Below are 22,121 nucleotides of genomic sequence, written 5' to 3' on the forward strand. Positions count from 1 at the left end.
ACGGTGTTGCCTGTGAGACAACAATTCGGCCCGCGCCGACATGCATGCCGAAGTACGCGCCGTCTCTCGCATTGGTGCGTGAAGCACAACAACGCGCTTCCTCCCGTCCATCTACCGCCATCGTGGGGCGGCACCTACGATGCAGTCGCTTCACGGCATTTCATCCCCCCACATACCACCCGGAATCCGGCCGACAACCGGCCGCTCTTGAGGAGATTCACGATGACCGCGACAGACAACACTTTGTTCGCCAGCGAAAACCGCCCCGTCGATCTGGTGCCCTCCCGCTATGCGCTGCGCATCGGCGACATCGAGGCGATGGTGATCAGCGACGGTGTGCTGCCATTGCCGACCGCGACGATGGCCACCAACGTTGCGCCGTCCGATCTGGCGGCGTGGCTCGACGACATGTGCATGCCGCCGGACGCCTTCGACTGGCCGCTCAATGTGATGGCGGTTCGCAGCGGCAGCCAGACCATTCTCATCGACGCCGGGCTCGGCGGTCAGTTTCCCGGCTTCCCGCGTGCGGGCCTGTTCCCGCAGCGACTCCAGGCCGCTGGCATCGCACTGGAATCGATCACGGACATCATCGTGACCCACATGCATATGGATCACGTGGGTGGTCTGCTGGTGCCCGAGGTCAAGTCGCGCCTGCGTCCGGACGTTCGTATCCACGTGTCGGAGACCGAAGTCGCCTTCTGGACGTCGCCTGACTTCTCGCACACGGTCATGCCCACGCCGGTCCCGCCCGTACTCCGCACGACCGCGACCGCTTTCTACGACGCCTATCGCGAGCAATTGCAGACGTTCGAGCATTCGCGCGAGGTCGCGCCGGGCGTGACCGTTCGCATCACTGGGGGGCATACGCCGGGGCATAGCGTGGTGGATCTCGTCTCGGGGGATGCGCGGCTGACGTTCGCAGGGGACGCCATGTTCCCGGTTGGCTTCGACCATCCCGAGTGGCAGAACGGTTTCGAGCACGACCCCGAAGAGTCGACGCGTGTTCGCATCGGACTCTTCGAAGAACTCGCGGAGAACCGTGGTCTGCTGGTGGCGGCACACCTGCCGTTCCCGTCGCTCGGCCGCATCGCGCGCAATGGTGACGCCTACCGCTGGGTGCCCGTGATCTGGGATTTCTGAGCACTTGAACGGTCCGGGAGGGGGGCGGTGCTTACTGCTCGCTGTCCTCCTCGGAAAGGTGACTTCCATCCTCCTCCTCGTCCATCCCACCTTCCTTCTCGTCGTCATGGTCGTGATCGTGGACGTGGTTCTGCGGGTCGGATCGTGCGATGTACGCCTGGAGTTCTTCGCCCATGTGCCGCGGCTGACTCGTGGTCCAACTGATTGGATTGTGCGGGGAGACGCGGCCGCCGGCATTGGTGATGATGAGTGGATTGCCCTGGTGCGCGTATGACCCGGCCGTCGACACCCCGAACGATGCGAGGCCGGTATTTTGCGCCAGGAACGAGAACGAGGACGGCAGGTGCTGATCGAGCAGGCCACCGAATTTTCCGACCGTATTGGCCATCTCCTGATTGCATCCGCCGGGGAAGCCGCTTTCGCCGAATTTGCCGCAGGATGCGCGATTCTCGACGATGTCCGTCGTTACGCTCGGCATGCCCATGACTGACGAAAGGTATTCCATATCGTCTTCGGTCGGATCGTCCGGGATGACTCGCTCGGTATCGATCCCCAGCATGGACGCCATGTTGTTCAGATCCGTTGCGTTTTTCTCGACAGCCTTCTCGAACCCTTGACTATGCACGGCCAGCGCTTCGGCGTGACCTGTCTTGCGGCCCGGCGGCAGTGTCACACCTTCCGGCGGCCGACCTTGCATGAAGACGTTCTGTTTGTGAAACGCAAACGGGGATGTTCCGGGAAGGCTGCTCAGCGACGTACTCTGACCGGTCGGGCTGAAGACTTGTCGATTGTCGTCAGGCCCGTTCGTCATGATGACGGCGTAAGTATTTTGTCCGCTGAACGCTGTCTTGCCCGGCTCGGTCACGAAGGCGGAGCCGCCCTCCATGACCGACCCCACCTGATTCTGATGGACCTGCCCGCCTGTCGTCAGCACCGGACCGAAGTGCGCGGGGTACTGATGCAGCGCGGTGGAAAGCGGATTCGCAAGCGTCGGCACTGGCCCCGTCGGCGGCTGAAACTGGAAGTTGACCGGCGGGCGTTCCCGCTGAGCCTGTTCCGCACGTTCGCGCTGAACCTGCGCTTCTGCGGCCTTTGCTTGTTCGTAGGTCGGGAATTCGCGGCCCGGGACTTCGGAGCTTCGATATGGGCGTCCGTTTCGCCCGCCGGTGACCACGCGCTGAATCGGCGGTGCGTTCGACACGGGCATAGCGGATCGTGTCGAATGACGATCTGCCATCGCCTGAATCGCGCTGTGCTGCGAGGCGGCGGGGCGATTGTCGGAAATGCCTGTGAGCGGGACATTTGCGCGCTTTTGGATTGGATGCCGCGACGCGATATGGTCACAGCCACAGGGTTCGGCGCGTTCGACGAGCTGTTTCACGGAATTCACCTGAATTCAGGAGTGAACGAGACAACTGACGGTCACCGCACTATAGCCGACCCGTGCGTCGCATGTCCCGGTTCTGCGCAGGAATCGAGACGCTCCGCATATCCATTCGTATCCCTGACGTTTCGCCATCCGTAACGATAAGCCGATGTGAGGTCAGCGATTCGGGTTAATACCTAAAGTTTTTGCTGCGCCTGCCGTAATTTCCGAGGTGGAACCTCCCACCTCGTGGAGCCGGTAGCCTGGGTGCCGGTCTCTTGTCTTTCGACCCCCCTAGCCGCAGGCCTGCCTCGACAGCATGACAGTATCTTCGCTTAGAACACGCATCATTCTGATCGCGTGTGCCACCGTCATTGGTGCACTGATCCTCTCCGGCGTTACCACTTACATCATCGTGCGCGACAGCATGATGTCCACCATCTCCAACACGCTCGACGCGGTCGCACGGGGCAACACGCTCGCGGTGGAACGCTGGGCGGCTGCCAAGGGCCAGTCGGTCGTCGGCACCGCCGCAGCCGTCGAAAAGGGCGAGCAAGGCGTGGCACTCACGAAGCTGCTCGGCGCGACCAACGGTTTCCCGATCTCCAGTATCGGCTGGAGCGACAAGTCGTACTTCTCCAGCGGCCCCACGCCGCCCGACTACGATCCGACCGCACGCCCCTGGTACAAGGGCGCGACCGCGGCGGGCAAGCTGACCGTCGTCAAGCCGTATGCCGACATCGCCTCGGGCAAGCTGTACGTGTCGTTCGCCGCCCCGATTCTGCGTGACGGGCAGACGCTCGGCGCCGTGAGCGGGGCCGTGCCGCTCGACGCCGTGCAGGATGTCGTCAAGGCCGTGCACCCCACGCCGTCGAGCCTGGCGTTCGTGGTCTCGCGCGACGGTCTCGTCATTGCACACCCGGATGAGAAGCTCATGCTCAAGCAGTCGAGCGACCTTGCCTCGGCGCTTACGCCCGACGCGCTCGTCAAGATGGAGCACGCCACCGAGCCGACGGAAGTCGAACTCGGCGGTGCAGCGAAGCTCGTCAAGGCGCAACCGGTGCCCGGCACCGACTGGCTCTTCGTCGTGGCGCTCGACAAGGCGGAAGCCACCGCCGGTCTCTCGCGCGTGCTGAGCGGCACGGTCATCTCGCTGATCGTGCTGACGTTGTGCGCCATCGGCATCGCGAGCTTCTTCACGTCGCAAGCGTTCCGTCGTCTGTCGCAAGTGCGTGACGCTATGGATACCATCGGCTCCGGCGGCGGCGATCTGACGCGTCGTCTGGACGTCGTCGGTCAAGACGAAGTCGCGCAGATCTCGACGTCGTTCAACGCGTTCGTCGACAAGATCAGCACCGTCATGCTCGACGTGCGCTCCGGCGTTCACGGCATGACCTCGGCGACCAGCGAAATCGAAATGGGCAACCGCGATCTGTCGCAACGTACGGAGTCTTCGGCCGGTACGTTGCAGGAGACGTCGGCGGCGCTCACCGAGCTGACGGCCAGCGTCAAACAGACGGCCGAGGCCGCAGAACATGCCACGCGTCTGGCGGGCGACGCCAGCGATGCTGCTGCGCGTGGCGGCGAAGTCGTAACCGGTGCGGTTACCACGATGAGTGAAATCGCCAAGTCGTCGGAGCGCATTACCGAGATCATCGGCGTGATCGACGGCATTGCCTTCCAGACGAACATCCTGGCGCTCAACGCCGCAGTGGAAGCGGCGCGTGCGGGTGAGCAGGGACGTGGCTTCGCGGTCGTGGCCGGTGAGGTGCGCACACTGGCGCAACGCAGCGCCGCTGCCGCGCAGGAAATCAAGACGCTCATCGAAGCCTCGGTCCAGAACGTCAAGAGCGGCACGCAACGCGTGCAGGCGGCGGGCGACACGATGGGCGAGATCGTCGACGGTATCTCCCGCGTGCGTCGTTTGATCGGCGAGATTCACTCGGCGGTGACGGAGCAGAGCACCGGTATCAGCCAGATCGACCGCAGCGTGGCCGAAATGGATCAGTCGACGCAACAGAACGCGGCGTTGGTCGAGGAATCGGCAGCGGCGTCCGCGATGCTCAGCGAGCAGGCACGCAACCTCGCCGAGACCGTGGCGCTGTTCCAGCTTCGCGAGCACGGCCGTCACGGTGTCACTGTGATGCACACGCCGCATGGCGGGCGTGGTTCGCGCGACGAACCGGCACTCGCAGCGTAAATGCACAGGCGAGCGCTTCAACGCGTTCGCTGACGTCGCTTTACCGCCTCACCTTTGGCACACCGGCGCACCGGCGCACCGTCGCCGGACGCTGCCCGCCCGCCGGAATTTGTCGCACAATAGGGCGCATTCCGGCGGGCACTTCCCGAAGTTCTACCCATCCCGAACCACCGCCGGTAGCGTTTTCCTTAACTCGAAGGAGAGACGTCATGGCGAATCAGCAATACTCAGGCGGCTGTCATTGCGGTGATCTTCGCTTTACCGCGAATATTGATTTGTCCAAAACAATTACGTGCAATTGTTCTATCTGCAAAAAGCGCGGATTGATTCTCGCTTTCACGCCGATTGCCGAGTTTTCGCAAACAGCTGGCGAAGGAAAGGCGCGGGAATATCTTTTCAATAAGCACGTCATTCGTCACCAGTTTTGTCCGAATTGCGGCGTCGAAGCGTTTGCGTTTGGTCAAATGCCGGATGGGTCCAAAATGGCCGCGGTGAATGTGCGCTGCGTCGACGACATCGATCTCGACACTGTCCATCCGACACCCTTCGACGGTGCAAGTCGATGACGTCGATAGATCATTAAATATATGGCAATGAATATTTAATAATATTTTCGTGATCATTGGTTTATTCATCAAAACCGACGCGATAAAACTCTGAAAAAGCGTTTCGATTTACGGTATTCGAAATATTTTGAAAGCCATAACGTGAGAATCAGGGGTTTATTGGCTCAAGTTTCCTGAATGGTCGCCCGTTATCGCATGCGATTGTTATCGTTTTGTCGCATATGGAGCGGGCATGAAGTTCTTGGGTAGTCTCAAAATCGGCACACGGCTGACCGTCGGGTTCGCCATCACGCTGATTCTCTTGTGTATTGTGGGCGGCATGGCTGTCTTTCAGGCGTCACGCATCTACGGGGGAACACGCGATCTGGCCGACAACTGGCTGCCCAGCGTACAGACGCTCGGCACCGCGCAAGTGGCCGCAAACGCGGCGCGGCGCGCGACGCTCGCTACTTTGCTGACGACCGTCGACAGCACACGCAAAGACGAAGAGGGCAAACGTCTGGCGTCTATCGAGCTGATGAACAAGACGCTCGACAGCTACAGCAGCATGGTGGCGTCGAGCGAAGACCGTCGTGCTTACGACGCAGTGAAGGCCGCCTGGGCCGACTATCTGGCCCTCGATAATCGTGTCGCCGCGCTGGAGCAGGGCGACGACGAGGCAAAGACGCAGGCCCGCACCATCGTCATGACGGAGGCCGTCAAGAGCTTCGCGACGCTTAGCGACCGGCTGGCCGAGCACGTCGCCGTGAACCGCGCGGGTGCCGTCGGTGCGACGGACGCCGCAGCAGCCAACTATCACGCCGCGTTCATCGCCACTGTTGTGCTGATTCTGCTGGCGCTGGCCGTGGCGACATTCACGGCTTGGCTCATCACGCGCTCCATCACGGGACCGATTGGCCGTTGTGTGGAGATTGCGCAGACGGTCGCACGCGGGGATCTCAGCTCGCGTATCGACGTGCAAGGCCAGGACGAACTGGCGCTCCTGCTCGGCTCGCTCAAGGATATGAACACCAAGCTCGCGCAGGTCGTGGGTCAGGTGCGCAACACGAGTGAGAGCATTGCCACCGGCTCGGCGCAGATTGCAGCGGGCAACACCGACCTGTCGTCACGCACGGAGCAGCAAGCGGCGTCGCTGGAGGAAACGGCGGCGAGCATGGAAGAGTTGACGACGACCGTCAAGCAGAATGCCGACAACGCGGAGCAGGGCAATGTGCTGGCGTCGAACGCTTCGCACATCGCACAACGCGGCGGGGAAGTCGTGCGTCAGGTCGTCGAGACGATGCGCGAGATTTCGGATGGCTCGGCGCGCGTGGGGGACATCACGAGCGTGATAGAGGGGATTGCGTTCCAGACCAACATCCTCGCGCTCAACGCGGCGGTGGAAGCGGCACGCGCGGGTGAGCAGGGACGTGGATTCGCCGTGGTCGCTGGCGAAGTGCGTACGTTGGCACAGCGCAGTGCGAATGCCGCGAAGGAAATCAAGGAACTGATCGATGCGTCGACGCGTCAGGTGAGCGAAGGCGCAAAGCTCGTCGCCGATGCGGGCAACACGATGGACGAAGTGGTACACGCCGTCAAACGCGTGACCGATCTGATGGCAGAAATCGCCGCCGCGTCGACCGAGCAACGCACGGGCATCGAGCAGGTGAATCAGGCGGTCATGCAGATGGATACCGTGACGCAGCAGAACGCGGCGCTGGTGGAGGAAGCCTCGGCGGCCGCTCAGTCGATGGCGGCACAGTCGAGCGGCCTGCGCGAACTGGTGTCGATCTTCCGTATCGACGGCGCGGCCAATCAGGGGCAGGCAGTCCAGCGGATTTCCGCCTGAGCCTAAGTAGCTAAGTCGGGTGTGTCCCGGTGCGTCTCAATGCAGACGCACCCGTCACCGCGTAAAAAACGGCTCGCCCGCGCACGCCGGCGAGCCGTGAATGCCGGAACGCTCTCACCAGCGCCCCGGCCCATGAGACCGCATGCGTCTCACGTTCTTCTCGGCACCGACACGTCGGGTCGATGCCGGCCAATCGGCGTCCGTCCGCCCGCCCCCCGGCGATGGCGTCCGGCACCGATGTCCTATCTAGTTACTTCCCTGCCAGCATCGAGCCGCGCTCGCGCAAGTTGACGTGCAGATCGAACGCACGCTCAAGTGCGTGCGGCGTCTGGCCGCCATAGCGTTGGGCGTCGCGATAGTAGTCGCGCAGCACTTCGCGGTAGCTCGGGTGCGCGCAGTTGTCGATGACGAGGTTCACGCGCTCGCGCGGGGCGAGGGTGCGCAGATCGGCCAGTCCCTGCTCTGTCACGATGATGTCGACGTCGTGTTCGTTGTGATCGACGTGCGGCACCATCGGAACGATGCTTGAAATCTTGCCGTCCTTGGCAATCGACTTCGTCGCGAAGATCGCCATGCGCGCGTTGCGGGCGAAATCGCCCGAGCCGCCGATGCCGTTCATCATGTGCGTGCCGCCGACGTGCGTCGAATTGACGTTGCCGTAGATGTCCACTTCCAGCGCGGTATTGAGCGCGATCAGTCCCAGTCGACGAATCACTTCCGGATGGTTGCTGACCTCTTGCGGGCGCAGTACAAGCTTGTCGCGATAGCGCTCCAACTGCTTGAACACGCGGTCCTGCACCGCCTGCGACACCGTGATCGACGAGCCGGAAGCGAACACCATCTTGCCCGAGTCCATCAGATCGAATGTGGAGTCCTGAAGCACTTCCGAGTACATCGTCAGATCTTCGAACGGCGATTCGATGAAGCCGCTGAGCACAGCATTCGCGATGGTGCCGATGCCCGACTGAATGGCGGGCAGCGTGTGCGGCAGGCGTCCGCGCGAGACTTCGTGCTGGAAGAATTCGATGAGATGCCCGGCGATGCGTTGCGTGTCGGCATCCGGCGGCAGTGCGTTGGAGGCGCTGTCGGGCGTATCGGTAATGACGATGGCCGCGATCTTCTCGGGCGCGATCTTGACGACGTTCGTGCCCACGCGGTCGCGCACGTCGACGATCGGTAGCGGCGCGCGATGCGGGCGCTGACCCGGAATCCAGATGTCGTGCATACCTTCGAAGGCGAGCGGCTGTGCGAGGTTGATCTCCACGATCACCTTTTCCGCGAGGATCGCGAAGCTCGCCGAATTGCCAACCGACGAACTCGGCACGAGGCCGCCGTCTTCGGTGATGGCGACCGCTTCGATCACCGCAACGTCCAACTTGCCGAACTGACCCGCGCGCAGGAATTCGACCGTCTCGGAGAGATGCTGGTCGACGAACATCACTTCGCCGCGATTAATCGCGCTGCGCAACGTCGTGTCGACCTGAAATGGCAGCCGCTTGGCGAGCACGCCCGCTTCCGTGAGCGTCTTGTCGGAGTCATGCCCCAGCGACGCGCCGGTGATCAGCGTGATCTTCATCGGGTTGGCTTTGGCCCGGCGGGCCAACGCAATCGGCATGTCCTTGGCGTCGCCGGCGCGGGTGAATCCGCTCATACCGACCACCATGCCGTCGCCTACGAGCTTGGCAGCATCGTCGGCAGTCATCACCCGGTCGCGCAGCGACGCCAGGCGAATGCGGTCTTCAAACATCGTGAGGCTCCTCGTCTCTTCTAATCTCTTATTCGAATCTCTTGGATTCTTGGCGCGCCCGCGATGGATAGGCCGGTCTGCGCTTGACTCGAAGTGTATTGACCCATTGGTCACATTTCCAATATATTGAACATCAAGTTTCCATACTTTTAATGTATTGAAGATGCAAAGCCATATGGCATCGGGCTGACGGAGGAGCGGTCATGGAATTGCGGCATCTGCAATATTTCATTGCAGTCGCGGAGGAGCGTCATTTCACGCGCGCGGCAGCGCGGGTGGGCATCCAGCAACCGCCGTTGAGCCTGCAGATCAAGCAGCTGGAAGCAGAGCTGGGCGGGCCGTTGTTCGTGCGGCTGCCGCGTGACGTGGTGCAGACGGAGTTGGGCGAGGCGTTCTTGCCGGAGGCGCGGCAGATTCTCGAGCGCGTGGAGCGCACCCGGCGGCGCATGCAGCAGATCTCACGGGGCGAAGCGGGGCACATTCGCATCGGTTTCGCCGGTGCGACGTATTTCGAGCCACGGATTCCGGCGTGGATTCGCGACTTCCGCGCGCGCTACCCCGATGTGCAGTTGCATCCACAGCAGAGCAATACGGCCAGCTTGCTCACGGCGCTGGTGGACGACGCGGTCGACGCCGCGTTCGTGCGCACGCCGTTCGACGTGCCGCCCGGCATCGTCAGCGTGCCGGTCGTGGACGAACCGATGGTGCTGGTGCTGCCGCTGGGGCATCCGATGTGTGCGCGGGAGCGCGTGCCGCTCGCCGCGCTCGCGCAGGACGAATTCATCCTGTTGCCGCGCGACATCAGCCCGGCGCTCTACGACCGCACGGTGGCCGCATGCGAAGCGGCGGGCTTTCGGCCGAAGCTGGGACAGGAGGCGCCACAGATCACATCCATCGTGCCGATGGTCGCGGCGGGGTTCGGGGTGTCGCTGGTACCGGCGTCGGTGAGCCAGATTCGTACGCCGGGTATGGGCTTCTGGCCTATCGATGCCGCAGGCGGCGATGTGCCGCTAGCGCCGATCAGTCTCGCCTATCGCGAAGACCACGGCTCGGCGGCGCTCGATCGCTTCATTGCGATGATGCCGACAGCGAGCGACGCCGAATGACTCAGTGATAGCCGCGTTGCCCGGGGCTGGGCAGAGCGTCGTTGCCAGTGGATTCCCAGCCGTTCGCACGCAGTCTGCCGATGAGCAGCGGATGAATCATCACGGCGTAGAGCAGGCAGGTCGCGGGCAGGGAAATCGCCAGCAGCGATTCATTCCAGAGCAGGGCGGGGCCGATGGCGAGCACCGCCCAGAGTAGTGCATGCCACGTGAAGCCGTACGCCAGCAGGTAGAGCGGGCCAAGGAAGAAGGCCGCAATGCAGGACAGATACGAAATCTCGACGACGTCACCGTTCGCGGGATTGCGAAATTTGAGTGTCATGGCGAGTTCGCTGTCGGTGGGAAGAAGTCGCCAAGTTACGCCAGCGTCGACCCAAAATCGTCCCACTCAAGCAGTGATCGGCGCGCCAGCGAGCAGGCCCTTCGCGGCCGCGTCCAGCGGGGCGTTGCGTGGCAATCCGATGCGTCCGACCGGCGGTAGGCTACACTGCTTGCACGCCCCGCAACGGGGCACCACCGTGGACGCCTCTCCATGCAAATGCTCAGAAGGTTGACCCGCTGGTTGCCGGTGCTCATCGGCGCAATGGCGGGCATGCTGGTCATGCTGCTGATTGGACAGATCGCGCAGACGCGCATCGACGATTTTCGCGTGCGCGCCTATGTGCAGGACATCATGGGCTTCATGAGCGATGCGTCGGTGTCGAGCCGCAACGCGTTGCACGACGCGATGTACAGCGGCGCGGTGCCCTGTAACGACGCGGACATTCTGGCGCTGCGTCGCGTCGCCATGCGCAGTCCCTATTTCCACGACATCGCCCGAGTCCACGATTCGCAACTGCTGTGCTCAGCCGTTTCGGGACGCTTCGACCCCGCGCCCGCACTGCCGCCCGCCGACCATGAAACGCGCAACGGCGTGAAGCTCTGGCATACGCTCACGGGCATCGTCACGCCGGGTGTCCAGGTCAATGCGATGGGCATGGGCGACGTGGTCGTTTTCAGCCCGCCGGTATTGCCTGAGCGGCTGGCGACACCGGAGCCGGGTTTCGCGTCGGTGGCATCGACGAGCGATATGCGATTCGTGTTCTGGCGCGCAGGACTCGCCCAGGACCAGCAACGCATTACGCTGGGCCAGAAGTCGCGCTGGCTCGACATCGGACCGGTGCGCCAGTTCTCGCGGTGTTCGAACAACGTGGATGTCTGTGCGTCGGCGGTTTATACGTCGTCGCGCATCGTGACCAACCTGTGGGGATTGCTGTTGGCGCTAGCCGTTGGCGCGCTGGCTGGCGGGGCGATGGGACAGTCGTGGCGTCTGCGCCAGCGTTATCGCACGTCAATCGACTGGGTGACACAGCAGGCCGCTGAGTCAGGCGGTATTCACCTCGTCTATCAGCCGCTGGTCCGGTTGCGCGACGGGAAGACGGTCGGCGTGGAAGCGCTCGCACGCCTGAACGACAGCGCGGGCAACCCGATTTCGCCGGACATGTTCATTCCGATTGCCGAACGGCGCGGCGTGATCGGTCTGATCACGCGTCAGGTCGCGAGTCAGGCGCTGATCGAAATGCACGGGCGGGCATTGGCCGACCCGGAATTCCACATCAGCATCAATCTCGCGGCCGTCGACGTCGTCGATAACACTTTCCACACGTTTCTGAACCATACGGCCGCGTCGCTGCGAGTGCCGCGCGCGCAGATTGCGCTCGAGGTGACCGAACGTTCGACCGACAACATGACGCGGCTGCGCGAAGCGCTCGACCGGCTGCGTGTGGATGGCTATCAGATTCACATCGACGACTTCGGCACCGGGTTTTCAAATCTGGCGTACTTGTCGACGCTCAATGTCGATGCGCTGAAGATCGATCGCATGTTCACGCAGGCCATCGGGACGGATACGGTGGGCAGCGCCATCGTCGACCAGATTTGCAAGATGGCGGCGCTGCTGAACGTCGAGGTCATCGTGGAAGGATTGGAAAGACAAGCGCAGGCGGACTACATGCTGGCGATTTGCCCCGATGCGATCGGGCAGGGATGGTTGTTCGGCAAGGCGGTACCGGCCGATGAACTTGAGGATTCAGGTCCGCGTATCAGGCAAATTACCGAGAATAACGACAACGATTCGGGACTACAGTGAAATCACCGTGGTCCTGATGTGCCCCCGACCTCCACGGACTATCCGGCTCGCCGCCCTGGCGAGCCGCTTTTTTTTTTCGAACGTCGGTCGGAATTGATGAACATGTTACGATTCCCCAAAAAACAGCATCGGCTGGCAGGCCGGCAGACCTTTAGCTGTCGCTTGAGAGAGGGGACATATGACAGATTCGTTCAAATTCCAGTGGCACTATGTCAGCAATACGGCGCCAGGACGTCCGTTCGAACTGATGGGTGCCATCACACCGCGTGCCGACAAACGTTTTGACGGCGCAGTCGACGCCTATTGCGAAGGCGATTACATCGGCCGTTGCGAGTTTTCGAGCATCGACGCGGATTGCGCGTCCGATGCGGCCGCACAGATTCGAAAACGTATCGAGTGCCGCATCGAGGATCGCGTCGCGAGAGAGAACGAGACGGCGCACAACACCACGCACTAAGCGCGACATCCTCTAAGCTTCAAACGCTCACGTTGCCTGAGCGGCCTATGGCCGTTCAGCGCCAGCGATGACAGCAGCGCCCCCCCCAGCCGCCCCAACCCCGTCCCCATGAGAACGACAGCGACACATTGCTGAGCCACGGCGATGGGGCGTATGCCGGGTAGGCCGGCGCGTACGCAGGGTAGGCGGCATAGGCGGGGTAGGTCGGATAGGCCGCATAAGCCGGGTAAGCAGGATAGGCGGCGTACGGCACAAAGCCCGGATCGGGCGAATACGACGAGTAGGCAGAATACGACGAGTAAGCGGCGTTACCTTGCGGCGGTTGCGACGTCTGCGGCGGTACGTAGTCGGGTGGCACCGGCGAACCGTTCGGATAAATCGGGTAGCCGCCAGGACGTGCTGTTTGCCCCGAGGGTGCGGGCGGCCGATAGTCTGGTGGGACGGGCGAGTTGTTGCCGGGCTGGAAGTCGCGCGGCACAGGTGAGCCGTTCGGATACACGGGCGCAGGCGTGGGCGCGGGGCGTACCGGCGTCGACGCAACGGTCGGTGTCGGCACAGGCGCCGTGGCGACATCGTTGCTAACGACGGTTCCCGGCGCAGCGCGCAAGGCTTGCGGCGCAGTAGGCGTTGGGGAGAGCGTCAGTGCGCCGCCCGGGTACTGCACGACGTAACAGCCGGCAAGCGAGCCGACCAGCGGCACAACACAAAGCAGGGTGGTGAGCGGTGCGAGTTTCATGGCGTCGAGTGTAGCGCAGGAAAGTGCGTCGGCTATGTCGCTGCCCACCCGCATGCATTACGTTCGATTAGCGCCGCTGCGCTCTGGCGAGATGCGCCGAAGACGTCACGAATGCGACAGGCAAAAAAAACGGCCAGCGCGTTGCTGGCCGTGAAATCCACCAGGAGGAGGTGGAGGAGACAGGTGCAACTATATCAGGGAAATCCCTAGACGGGTAAACCTTTGTCAAAAAAATCTGTAGAAAAACCACATCTGCGACAATTCGTCGCTTTTTTGCCCGCGAATCGCCCAATTCCCCGTCCCATATAGCCATTCGGTGCATCACCGAGGCGTCCTCCCATCGTTCGGATGGAGAAAAACCACAAAAATAGCGACCGTTTGCCAAGGCGACGGATATTTCTCGCGCTTTCGACTGACATCCGAGGTGCGTCCGACAGCGCTCGCAACCCCCGGAAATCTAAGTGTTTACACCGAGCATTGATTTACGTTCGGCGATATAAACTTCCGCAAAGCGTAATTTCCCCGGCATCTCGACCGGGACGCAAAACCACGAAGTTGCGAGAACGTTTGGAGACAGGATGAAAGCAGCAGAAGTGAATGTGGGCGCGCTGATCGACGAGAGTCGACTGGGCGGCTATCAGTGGTGGGTGATCGCGCTATGCGCGATGTGTCTGGTCGTAGATGGTTTCGACGTTCAGGCGATGGGCTATGTCGCGCCTGTGGTCATTCGTGAGTGGGGCATTGCCAAGGAAACGCTCTCGCCGGTCTTCGGCGCGGGGTTGTTCGGCATGCTGGTTGGCTCGCTGACGTTCTCGGCGCTGGCCGACAAGCTGGGCCGTCGTCCGGTGCTGATCGGCGCGACGCTGTTCTTCTCCGTGTGCATGATCGTCACCGGCTTCGCCAACTCGATTACCGAGCTGATTGTCTGGCGCTTTGCCGCTGGGCTGGGTCTGGGTTGCATCATGCCGAACGCGATGGCGCTGGCGGGTGAGTACAGCCCGCGTCGTATCCGCGTCTCGCTCATGATGATCGTGTCGTGCGGCTTTACGCTGGGTGGCGTGGTCGGCGGGCTGATTACGGCCGCCATCATTCCCGACCTGGGCTGGCGCGCGGTGTTCTACATCGGTGGGGCCATTCCGCTGGTGTTGGGCCTGCTGATGTGGGTTTCGCTGCCGGAATCGATCCAGTTCCTGATGTTCAAGAAAGGCACGAAGCCTGGCGATAACGCGCGCATTCGCAAGCAGTTGCTGCGTGTCGCGCCGGGCGCGAGCGTGCCTGCCGACGCCCGCTTCGTCCTCGACGAGCAAAAGGCGAAGGGTGTGCCGTTCATCGAACTGTTCAAGGACGGCCGTGCACGTGTGACGCTTCTGCTGTGGGTCATCAACTTCGCCAACCTGCTTGACATGTACTTCCTGTCGAACTGGCTGCCGACGGTGATTCGCGACGCTGGATATTCGACGCAAGTCGCCGTGATGGCGGGCACCGCCTTGTGGGCGGGCGGCGTGATCGGCACGTTGCTGCTCGGACGTGTGATCGATCGTGTGGGCTTCACGAGCGTGCTGGCGGTAACGTTCCTGATCGCGATTGCGGCCACGGCGGCCATCGGCAATCCGGTGGTGATGGTGTCGATGGTGGCGGTGTTCGTGGCGATCTTCTTCGCGGGCTTCTCGATCATCGGCGGCCAGCCGGCGCTCAACGCACTGGCCGCGACCTATTACCCGACGTCGTTGCGCTCGACGGGCATCGGCTGGAGTCTTGGCATCGGCCGTATCGGCTCGGTGCTGGGACCGGTGCTGGGCGGCGCGCTGATGCACCTGCAATGGTCGTCGTCGTCGCTGTTCCTCGCAGCGGCGGTACCGGCATGTGTCTCGCTGATCGGTGTGCTGGCGATTGCCCGCACCCAGCGCGGCGACGGTGGCAATCTACGCACCGCCACGGCGAGCTGATCGACACGGCGCATCGTGGATCGGCGGACACCGGCACTGTTGCCGCGACATAAGCAGCGGTTAAGTGTCCGATAACCATCGAGTATGAAAGCGCGACGCCCGCCAGCGTTATCATGGCGGGCGTCGTCGTTTTTGCGACGTCTCCTGCGATGCGTCAAGCGTCGCACAGCATAATCAAAACGATAAATGACCTCGACGTCCGAACTCTCTCCTGCCTTGCCATCCGAGCGCGTGCTATTGGGCATTCTCGGCCTGTTCATGATGATCGCACCCGCGTCGACGGATATGTATCTACCGGGGCTGCCGACGATGCGTCAGGAACTGGGGGCGAGCGCTGCGGCCACCCAACTGACCCTCTCATATTTCTTCCTCGGCTTCGCTTTCGGACAGTTGGTCTGGGGGCCGCTCGCGGATCGCTTCGGGCGTCGCAAGCCGATGGCGGCGGGGATCGCGTTGTACATCTTCGGCTGCATTGGCTGTGCGTTCGCCGACAGCATCGATCACATGATGATGTGGCGTTTCGTGCAGGCGCTCGGCGGCTGTGCGATGCCGGTGATTGCGCAGGCCATCGTGCGCGACGTCTACGGTCCGCGTAACAGCGCACGCGCCTTCTCGATCATGTTGCTGGTGATGAGCGTAGCGCCCATTGTCGCGCCGCTGGTGGGCGGACAGATGCTGCGCTTCACCACATGGCGCGTGATTTTCGGCATTCTCGCGGTGTTCGGCGTGGGTGCGTTGATGGCGCTGTGGCGTCTGCCGGAGACGGGCAACATGAACGGTCGTCAGGCGGGCGGGCCGCGCGCCATCGCCATGTCGTACTGGCACTTGCTGCGCGACAAGCATTTCGTCGGCTACATGGTGGCGGGTGGTGCTGTCTTCGGGGCGTCGTTCACTTACATCACCGGCACGCCGCTCGTATACATGGAGTACTTCCATGTGTCGCCGCAGTTCTTCGGTGTGTTGTTCGGCATCAATATCGTCGGCATGGCCGCGATGACGATGTTCAATTCGCGACGTGTCGGACAGATGGGTTCGTACCGGCTGATGCGCATCGGCATCATCGGGTGCGCGATCGTGACGTCGGTGCTATGCGCCGCAGTGTGGATGGGCTTGGTATTGCTGCCGCTGATGGTGGCGATGCTGTTCCTGTTCATGTCGCTGCGCGGCATCATCACGGCGAATTCGGTGGCGGGCGCGCTGGCGAATCACCCGACGCGCGCCGGGGCCGCGGCGGCGCTCGTCGGCAGCGTGCAGTACGGCTTCGGCTTCGCGGCAGGTGGCTTGCTCGGCCTGCTGGGCGACGGCTCGCCTCGCCCCCTCGTGACCGTGATGTGCGGCTTCGCCATTCTGGCGCTCGTGTCGCTGATGACGATGTTGCGCAAGCCGCAGAGCCTTTCACACTAAGCGCAGCGCAGCGCGGCGAGGCCGGTCAGGACGACCGGCGACCCTCTCCGAACATCTTCGTTGCACAGACACCATCGGTGCACGACGGCCCCGATGCCCCCAACCCCGGATTGCGCACTCGCAGCCAGCGAGACAGGCGCATCCGGTGCTGCGCGAATGTCCGGTACAGCACCCGGGCGGCCGGGCGCAGGGCGGGCACGCGCAGCGGTGCGACCAACCAGCGACGGCCGGTGAGCGTATAGGCGGCAATCAGGGCATCGATGCCGATGACGCAATCGCCGTCTGCCGTCCAACCATGAATCAGCGTGCCCAGCGCTTCCAGACTCACACCGAGCGGCGCAGGATCGAACGCCGGATCGGCGATATCCACGAACGCCAGCTTCCTGGCGTGGTCCCGCGCTCGCAACTGGCCGACTTCGGTCATGCAGATCGGGCAATTGCCGTCGACATACAGCGTGAGTTCGGGGATCGGTGACGAGGTGGCCATGATGTCGCTCCTGCGTGTGGTGGGTTCCGTTGTTTCAGTTATTTCTGTTAAGAGTGAAATTATGTCTTGCCGAGGCGCACGTCAAGTGAAATTTCTGTCTTGACAGAAATTTCCGAAATGACTAGATTTCAACGCATGGAACTCACACCGATCACCGAACGATTCATTCTCCACTGGGGCGAGATGGGCTCGCGCTGGGGTGTCAACCGGACCGTGGCGCAGATTCACGCGCTGTTGTATCTGGCCGGTCGCCCGATGGCGGCCGACGAGATTACCGACACGCTTCAGGTGGCACGCTCCAACGTGAGCACGAGCATCAAGGAGCTGCAATCGTGGAAGCTGGTGCGCACCGTCCACGTGCTCGGCGACCGGCGCGAGCATTTCGACACGTCGACCGACATCTGGGAGTTGTTCAAGCTGATCGTGGAAGGGCGGCGTCAGCGTGAAATCGACCCGACGCTCACGATGTTGCGCGACACGCTGATGAGCCCGGACATGGCGGCGGAAAGCAAGGAGACGGAGCAACGCATGCGCGACACGCTCGACTTCCTGGAGACGCTGACGACGTGGTCCGACGAAATGATGCGCCTCAAGCCCGATACGCTGATGAAGACGCTGGGCATGGGGGCGAAGCTCAGCCGCACGATGCGGCGCAAGAAGACGTAAACCGGATTCAAGGGCTGTAGCGAGTTTTAGCAGGCTGAAGCAGATGCATCGCAAGACGCGGACGACGTGAAACGGATCTCACTTCATCGTCCGCATTTTTTGAGATGAATATTTCTGTTTGTACAGAAATTACTGTATCGGAGATAAAAATGACCCTCACGCTCGTCTTCCTTTTCCAACTGCTGGTACCCGTCGCGACTTGTGTGCTGCTGACACGCTACCTTGGCCCGGTAATGCGGGCGCTGCTCGAAGAGTTGTGCGGCACACGCGATCGTGCCGAATTCTGGGTGCGAATCTCGACCATCCTGTTGATGGCGACGCCGCTGCTGTTCGTGCTGATGACCTCGTCGTCGCGGCTCGAATGCAAAGCCGACACGTTCGATTGCATGGTCTTCGCGCTTCGTGGCACGTTTGTCTACACCTTGTGGGGCGTGATTGCCGGTGTGGGGGCGGTGGCGCTGGTGCTGTATGGCTATGTGCCGAAGCCGGAGCGTCCTGCGCCGGTGAAGCCGGGCGTCGTGCCGAAAGTGGCTTCGCCGACATCGGCGGTTACGCTCTCGCCGGAAGCGGCACAAGCCCTTGCGCGCACCTCGGCGTGATTCAGTCCATGTGACGCAGGTGGTACGTCAAAAGAAAAGGGGCGCTGCCATCGCAGCGCCCCTTCGCTTGTTGCGCGACCTTCGCGTTGTCTTACAGCGCCAGCACCAGCTTCTTGCCGCAGGCGCGCGAGCAACAGGACATCATCTTCGTGTTGGCGTCGCGCTCCGTGCGGGTGAGCACCACGTCGCGGTGATCCACGTCGCCCTCCAGCACCTGCACTTCACACGAGCCGCACAGGCCTTCCTCGCAGTCGCTCTGCACGTCGATGTTCGCTGCACGCAGTGCGGTGAGCAGGGTCTGATCGGCGGGCACCATCACCGTGATGCCCGAATCCTTCAGCGTGACCTCGAACGCATGTTCCTTCTCGGGGTCGAGCGTGCCCAGTTGCGACTGGAAGTGTTCGACGCGCAGCGTGTCGTCCGGCCAGTGGGCGCAGCATTGCGCCAGGCCGTCGAGCATGCGCACCGGACCGCAGGCGTACACCTGCGTACCGTCCTGCGGCGTCGCCAGCAGCGTCGTGTAGTCCGCGCGTTGCCCTTCGTCCTTCACCCACAAATGTAGACGGTCGCCATGCAATGCTTGCAACTCGTCGACGAGCGCCATCGTGCGACGGCTGCGGCCACTGTAGTGAATCTCGTAGTCGATGCCCAGCACCTTGGCGCGGCGCGCCATTGCGGCAATCGGGGTGACGCCGATACCACCTGCAACGAAGATGGCGCGCGGCGTTGTTTCGTCCAGACGGAAGTGATTGCGCGGACCGCGAATGCGCAGACGGTCGCCGACCGAGAGCTGTGTGTGAACCCAGTTCGAACCGCCACGGCCTTCCGGCTCGTGCAGCACGGCGATTTCCAGTGCGGCGGCGTCCATCGGGTCGCCGCACAACGAATACTGACGCGACAGCCCCGTCTCGCCGCATTCGATGTCGATGTGCGAGCCCGGTGCCCAGCGCGGCAGGGTGCGGCCGCTAGGTGCGACCAGACGCAGCTTGACGATGCCCTCGGCGACCGGCGTGACCGACTCGACCACGACAGGGCGCGTCACACTATGGCCCGACGGCTCGCCGATGCGCACCGGCGCATGACGCTCCAGCACGGCCGGATCGCGACGCTCTGGATTCTGCGCCGGGTCCCATTCCACAAAGACGTGCTCCGGACCGCGGAACGACGTGTTCGGCACGTACGTGAACTGCTGCTCGGCCAGCGTCATGTGCGGCAGGCGACGCGTGAACTCTTCCAGGAAGATCTGCATCTCCATGCGGGCGAGGTTCTTGCCCATGCACTGATGCGAGCCGTAGCCGAACGTCAACTGATCGCTGGCGTTTTCGCGGCGGATATCGAACAGGTCGGCGTCGGCGAAATGCGCTTCGTCGTGGTTGGCGGACGACGTCACGATCAGCAGCTTCGACCCGGCGGCGATCTCGATGCCGCCGATGTTGACGTCCTTTGTCGCGAGACGACGCCATGCCGCCACCGAACCGTTGTGACGCAGGCACTCTTCCACGGCGTTCGGAATCAGCGAGGGGTCTTCGCAGATCTCGCGCCAGACGTCCGGATGCGAGAGCAGCAGCTTCATCGCGTTGGCCGTGGCGTTGGCCGTCGTTTCGTGCGCGGCCACGATGCCCGCCATCATCATCGAATGCAGATAGGAGTCGGTCACGACTTCCGGGTGGTCCTTCTGCTTGCGAATGCCGTACTGCATCCAGCCCGGGCCGTCCGGGTTCTGACGCATCTTGTCGAGAATCTTGCCTGCGAGTTGCCAGAAATTGCCGACGGCATGTGCCACGGCGACTTGCTCTTCCGGCTTCGGACGTCCCCACGTGTTGACCGTGTGCGCAATCGAGTACTCGCGCAGCTTGTCCATGTCTTCCTCGGGCACGCCGAGGAAGTGCAGTGCCACCGTCAGCGGCACTTCCCACAACATCTGGTCGACGAGATCGGCACGACCGTCGTTCACGAAGCGGTCGACGTATTCGCGCGCGAGCTGACGCACCAGCGGCTCGTGATGCTTCAGATGCTCAGGCGTGAACGGCTCCATCAGCACGCGACGGCGCGGCATGTGCGCGGGCTCGTCTTCGTTCACCAGCGTGCGGTTCAGCGCGAAGCCGTAGGAGGCGAGCACCTCGTTGGCTTCCGGGCCGGTCGGCGTGATCTTTTCCAACGCAATCGATGGGCTGAACGTGAGGTTGTCGCGGAAGATCGCCTTGATGTCGTCGTAACGGGTCACGACCCAGTAGCCGAGTTTCGGGCTGTAGAACACCGGTTCCTGCTCGCGCGCCCAGCGCACGTATTCGGGCGGGTCTTGCTGATAGCCGTCTTCGAACGGATCGAAGTCGGCTGCGCGGGCGCTGACCGGGCAGCCGTTCGGGGCTTTCTCGGTCGACGTATTCGACGACTGATGAAACGGGCATCCGCCAGCGCTGGCTGCCGTGGCGTTGGAAGTGGGGGAAAGTGTCTGGCTCATCCGCTCGCTCTCTGAGGCGTTTAGTCCGGTGCGAGAATACGGCAGCGACCCGCGAAGGGCCGTGCGGCGACGCACACAATGAATCAAGTGTAGAGGAGCGTTGCCTGTCACATTCTCTGAATCTGTTAAGCGTAAATATAATACGCATAGCGTAAATTCGTAGACTGGGGTTAACCTCTAGACTTGTCGACATCGAGCAACATTGGTTTGCATCTTAAAATCTCGCCGATGACGACAAGCAAACGACCCACAGCAGGCCGCCCGCGAAGCGCGGCTGCGCTTTCCCGCGAGGCAGCCGCCGACGCTACCGCCGCCGTCTCGACCAGCGACGCCCTCGATGCGCCCCGCGAGCGCGGCCGCCGCCAGCGCGTGCAGTCGGCCGAGACCGGCATGGTGGTGCTCAAGGGGCTGGCCCGTCTGGGCGGCCGGGCGAGCCTGACGGCGCTGGCGCTGCATGTGCAGCAAAGTCCCGCCAAGGTTCACCGCTATCTGATGAGCCTCGTGGAAGAAGGGCTCGTGGCGCAGGACGCCGACTCGCAACACTACTACCTCGGCCTCGAAGCGATGCTGCTCGGTGTCGCCGCCATGCGTCAGGCCGACCCGGTGCGGGCCGCCGAACCGGCGCTGGTGCGTCTGCGCGAAGCCTTCGATGTGACCTGCTTCATTGCCGTGATGGGCAACAAGGGGCCGACCATCGTGCGCTTTGAGGAGCCGGGCCTGCCGGTGACGATCAACGTGCGGATCGGCTCGGTGATGTCGGTCCTCTGGTCGGCCGCCGGTCGCGTCTTTCTCGGCCTGCTCGACGACCCGCAGGTGCTGGCCATGGCCGAGAGCGAACTGTCGCACGCCACGCCGGAACACCGGACGCAACTCGACGCTTCGGATCCCATCGGCGCGCTACGGGCCTCGGTGCGCGCCGCGCAAGGAGCCAGCGTGCGCGACACGAACCTGACGGGCATCAGCGCAATTGCCGCCCCCGTCTTCAATTACGACGGCCGCCTCGTCGGCGTCATCACCGCGCTCGGAGCGACGGGCGGGTTCGACGCCCGCATGGACAGCCCCATCGGTGAAGCGGTACGGCGTGAAGCGCTGGCGGCAAGCCACGCGCTGGGCTACCGGCCACCGCTGCCCGCCGGGGCCTGAAGCGGCCGGGGTGCCCCGCAGGGTGTCCCGGTTAGCCTCCGATATTTCCCAATCCGATGCGCTCATACGGTCGCCGCCTTCGCGGCGGGCCGCGTCTGGGCGTTCTCCCGTTTAAACAAGCGAATTCCCACGTCTTTGTCACTC

General features: G+C 62.8%; 18 protein-coding genes. 12 read left to right on the top strand and 6 right to left on the bottom strand.

What is annotated here, in order from left to right; translation table 11 throughout:
- Positions 1 to 222 precede the first annotated feature (222 nt).
- Positions 223 to 1,140, top strand: a complete 918-nt coding sequence (locus ACIQWO_RS14775; protein WP_402825153.1) for an MBL fold metallo-hydrolase — start codon at positions 223 to 225, stop codon at positions 1,138 to 1,140.
- Between the two features lie 31 nt (positions 1,141 to 1,171).
- Here the strand turns inward: ACIQWO_RS14775 and ACIQWO_RS14780 are convergent, their stop codons facing one another.
- Entirely contained in the window at positions 1,172 to 2,347 is a 1,176-nt protein-coding gene (locus tag ACIQWO_RS14780) for a hypothetical protein (protein ID WP_402825156.1), read from the bottom strand.
- 478 nt (positions 2,348 to 2,825) lie between these two features.
- Here ACIQWO_RS14780 and ACIQWO_RS14785 point away from each other — a divergent pair, with 478 nt between their 5' ends.
- The 3 genes from ACIQWO_RS14785 to ACIQWO_RS14795 all read left to right on the top strand — a co-directional run bounded on the left by ACIQWO_RS14785 (position 2,826) and on the right by ACIQWO_RS14795 (position 7,100).
- Positions 2,826 to 4,706: a methyl-accepting chemotaxis protein gene (locus ACIQWO_RS14785; protein WP_402825159.1), complete on the top strand. Its 1,881-nt coding sequence runs from the start codon at positions 2,826 to 2,828 to the stop codon at positions 4,704 to 4,706.
- 209 nt (positions 4,707 to 4,915) lie between these two features.
- Positions 4,916 to 5,272 (top strand): GFA family protein, encoded by a 357-nt coding sequence (locus ACIQWO_RS14790; protein ID WP_402825162.1) that lies wholly within the window; start codon positions 4,916 to 4,918, stop codon positions 5,270 to 5,272.
- A 232-nt stretch (positions 5,273 to 5,504) separates the two neighbouring features.
- Positions 5,505 to 7,100 (top strand): methyl-accepting chemotaxis protein, encoded by a 1,596-nt coding sequence (locus tag ACIQWO_RS14795; protein WP_402825165.1) that lies wholly within the window; start codon positions 5,505 to 5,507, stop codon positions 7,098 to 7,100.
- Positions 7,101 to 7,350: 250 nt separating this feature from the next.
- Here ACIQWO_RS14795 and ACIQWO_RS14800 read toward each other — a convergent pair whose 3' ends face one another.
- Entirely contained in the window at positions 7,351 to 8,847 is a 1,497-nt protein-coding gene (locus ACIQWO_RS14800; protein WP_402825168.1) for an acetyl-CoA hydrolase/transferase family protein, read from the bottom strand.
- 203 nt (positions 8,848 to 9,050) lie between these two features.
- Here ACIQWO_RS14800 and ACIQWO_RS14805 point away from each other — a divergent pair, with 203 nt between their 5' ends.
- Positions 9,051 to 9,953, top strand: a complete 903-nt coding sequence (locus ACIQWO_RS14805; RefSeq protein ID WP_402825171.1) for a LysR substrate-binding domain-containing protein — start codon at positions 9,051 to 9,053, stop codon at positions 9,951 to 9,953.
- 1 nt (position 9,954) lies between these two features.
- Here ACIQWO_RS14805 and ACIQWO_RS14810 read toward each other — a convergent pair whose 3' ends face one another.
- Positions 9,955 to 10,272 carry a hypothetical protein gene (locus ACIQWO_RS14810; protein ID WP_402825174.1) on the bottom strand — a complete coding sequence of 106 codons (318 nt, stop codon included), beginning with the start codon at positions 10,270 to 10,272 and terminating at the stop codon, positions 9,955 to 9,957.
- 210 nt (positions 10,273 to 10,482) lie between these two features.
- Here ACIQWO_RS14810 and ACIQWO_RS14815 point away from each other — a divergent pair, with 210 nt between their 5' ends.
- Complete coding sequence (locus ACIQWO_RS14815; RefSeq protein WP_402825177.1) at positions 10,483 to 12,078, top strand: EAL domain-containing protein; 1,596 nt, start codon at positions 10,483 to 10,485, stop codon at positions 12,076 to 12,078.
- Between the two features lie 178 nt (positions 12,079 to 12,256).
- On the top strand, positions 12,257 to 12,535 hold the full coding sequence (locus tag ACIQWO_RS14820) for a hypothetical protein (RefSeq protein WP_402825180.1): 279 nt from the start codon (positions 12,257 to 12,259) through the stop codon (positions 12,533 to 12,535).
- Positions 12,536 to 12,590: 55 nt separating this feature from the next.
- Here the strand turns inward: ACIQWO_RS14820 and ACIQWO_RS14825 are convergent, their stop codons facing one another.
- On the bottom strand, positions 12,591 to 13,271 hold the full coding sequence (locus ACIQWO_RS14825; RefSeq protein WP_402825183.1) for a hypothetical protein: 681 nt from the start codon (positions 13,269 to 13,271) through the stop codon (positions 12,591 to 12,593).
- Between the two features lie 578 nt (positions 13,272 to 13,849).
- Here ACIQWO_RS14825 and ACIQWO_RS14830 point away from each other — a divergent pair.
- Positions 13,850 to 15,217, top strand: coding sequence for an MFS transporter (locus ACIQWO_RS14830; RefSeq protein WP_402825185.1), 1,368 nt, complete (start codon positions 13,850 to 13,852; stop codon positions 15,215 to 15,217).
- Positions 15,218 to 15,403: 186 nt separating this feature from the next.
- Complete coding sequence (locus tag ACIQWO_RS14835; RefSeq protein WP_402825188.1) at positions 15,404 to 16,621, top strand: multidrug effflux MFS transporter; 1,218 nt, start codon at positions 15,404 to 15,406, stop codon at positions 16,619 to 16,621.
- Between the two features lie 25 nt (positions 16,622 to 16,646).
- Here ACIQWO_RS14835 and ACIQWO_RS14840 read toward each other — a convergent pair whose 3' ends face one another.
- Entirely contained in the window at positions 16,647 to 17,108 is a 462-nt protein-coding gene (locus ACIQWO_RS14840) for a thiol-disulfide oxidoreductase DCC family protein (RefSeq protein ID WP_402825191.1), read from the bottom strand.
- A 135-nt stretch (positions 17,109 to 17,243) separates the two neighbouring features.
- Here ACIQWO_RS14840 and ACIQWO_RS14845 point away from each other — a divergent pair, with 135 nt between their 5' ends.
- Both ACIQWO_RS14845 and ACIQWO_RS14850 read left to right on the top strand, forming a co-directional pair.
- A complete protein-coding gene (locus ACIQWO_RS14845) occupies positions 17,244 to 17,774 on the top strand; it encodes a GbsR/MarR family transcriptional regulator (RefSeq protein ID WP_402825393.1) in 531 nt (176 codons plus the stop codon).
- Between the two features lie 149 nt (positions 17,775 to 17,923).
- Positions 17,924 to 18,373 (top strand): hypothetical protein, encoded by a 450-nt coding sequence (locus ACIQWO_RS14850; protein WP_402825194.1) that lies wholly within the window; start codon positions 17,924 to 17,926, stop codon positions 18,371 to 18,373.
- 91 nt (positions 18,374 to 18,464) lie between these two features.
- On the opposite strand, the gene ACIQWO_RS14855 is transcribed toward ACIQWO_RS14850, so the two are convergent.
- A complete protein-coding gene (locus ACIQWO_RS14855) occupies positions 18,465 to 20,834 on the bottom strand; it encodes a cytochrome P450/oxidoreductase (protein WP_402825197.1) in 2,370 nt (789 codons plus the stop codon).
- A 228-nt stretch (positions 20,835 to 21,062) separates the two neighbouring features.
- Between ACIQWO_RS14855 and ACIQWO_RS14860 the strand changes: the two genes are divergently transcribed.
- On the top strand, positions 21,063 to 21,977 hold the full coding sequence (locus ACIQWO_RS14860) for an IclR family transcriptional regulator (RefSeq protein WP_402825200.1): 915 nt from the start codon (positions 21,063 to 21,065) through the stop codon (positions 21,975 to 21,977).
- The last annotated feature ends 144 nt before the right edge of the window (positions 21,978 to 22,121 follow it).

Source organism: Pandoraea sp. NPDC090278, assembly GCF_044772185.1.
Lineage (GTDB): Bacteria > Pseudomonadota > Gammaproteobacteria > Burkholderiales > Burkholderiaceae > Pandoraea.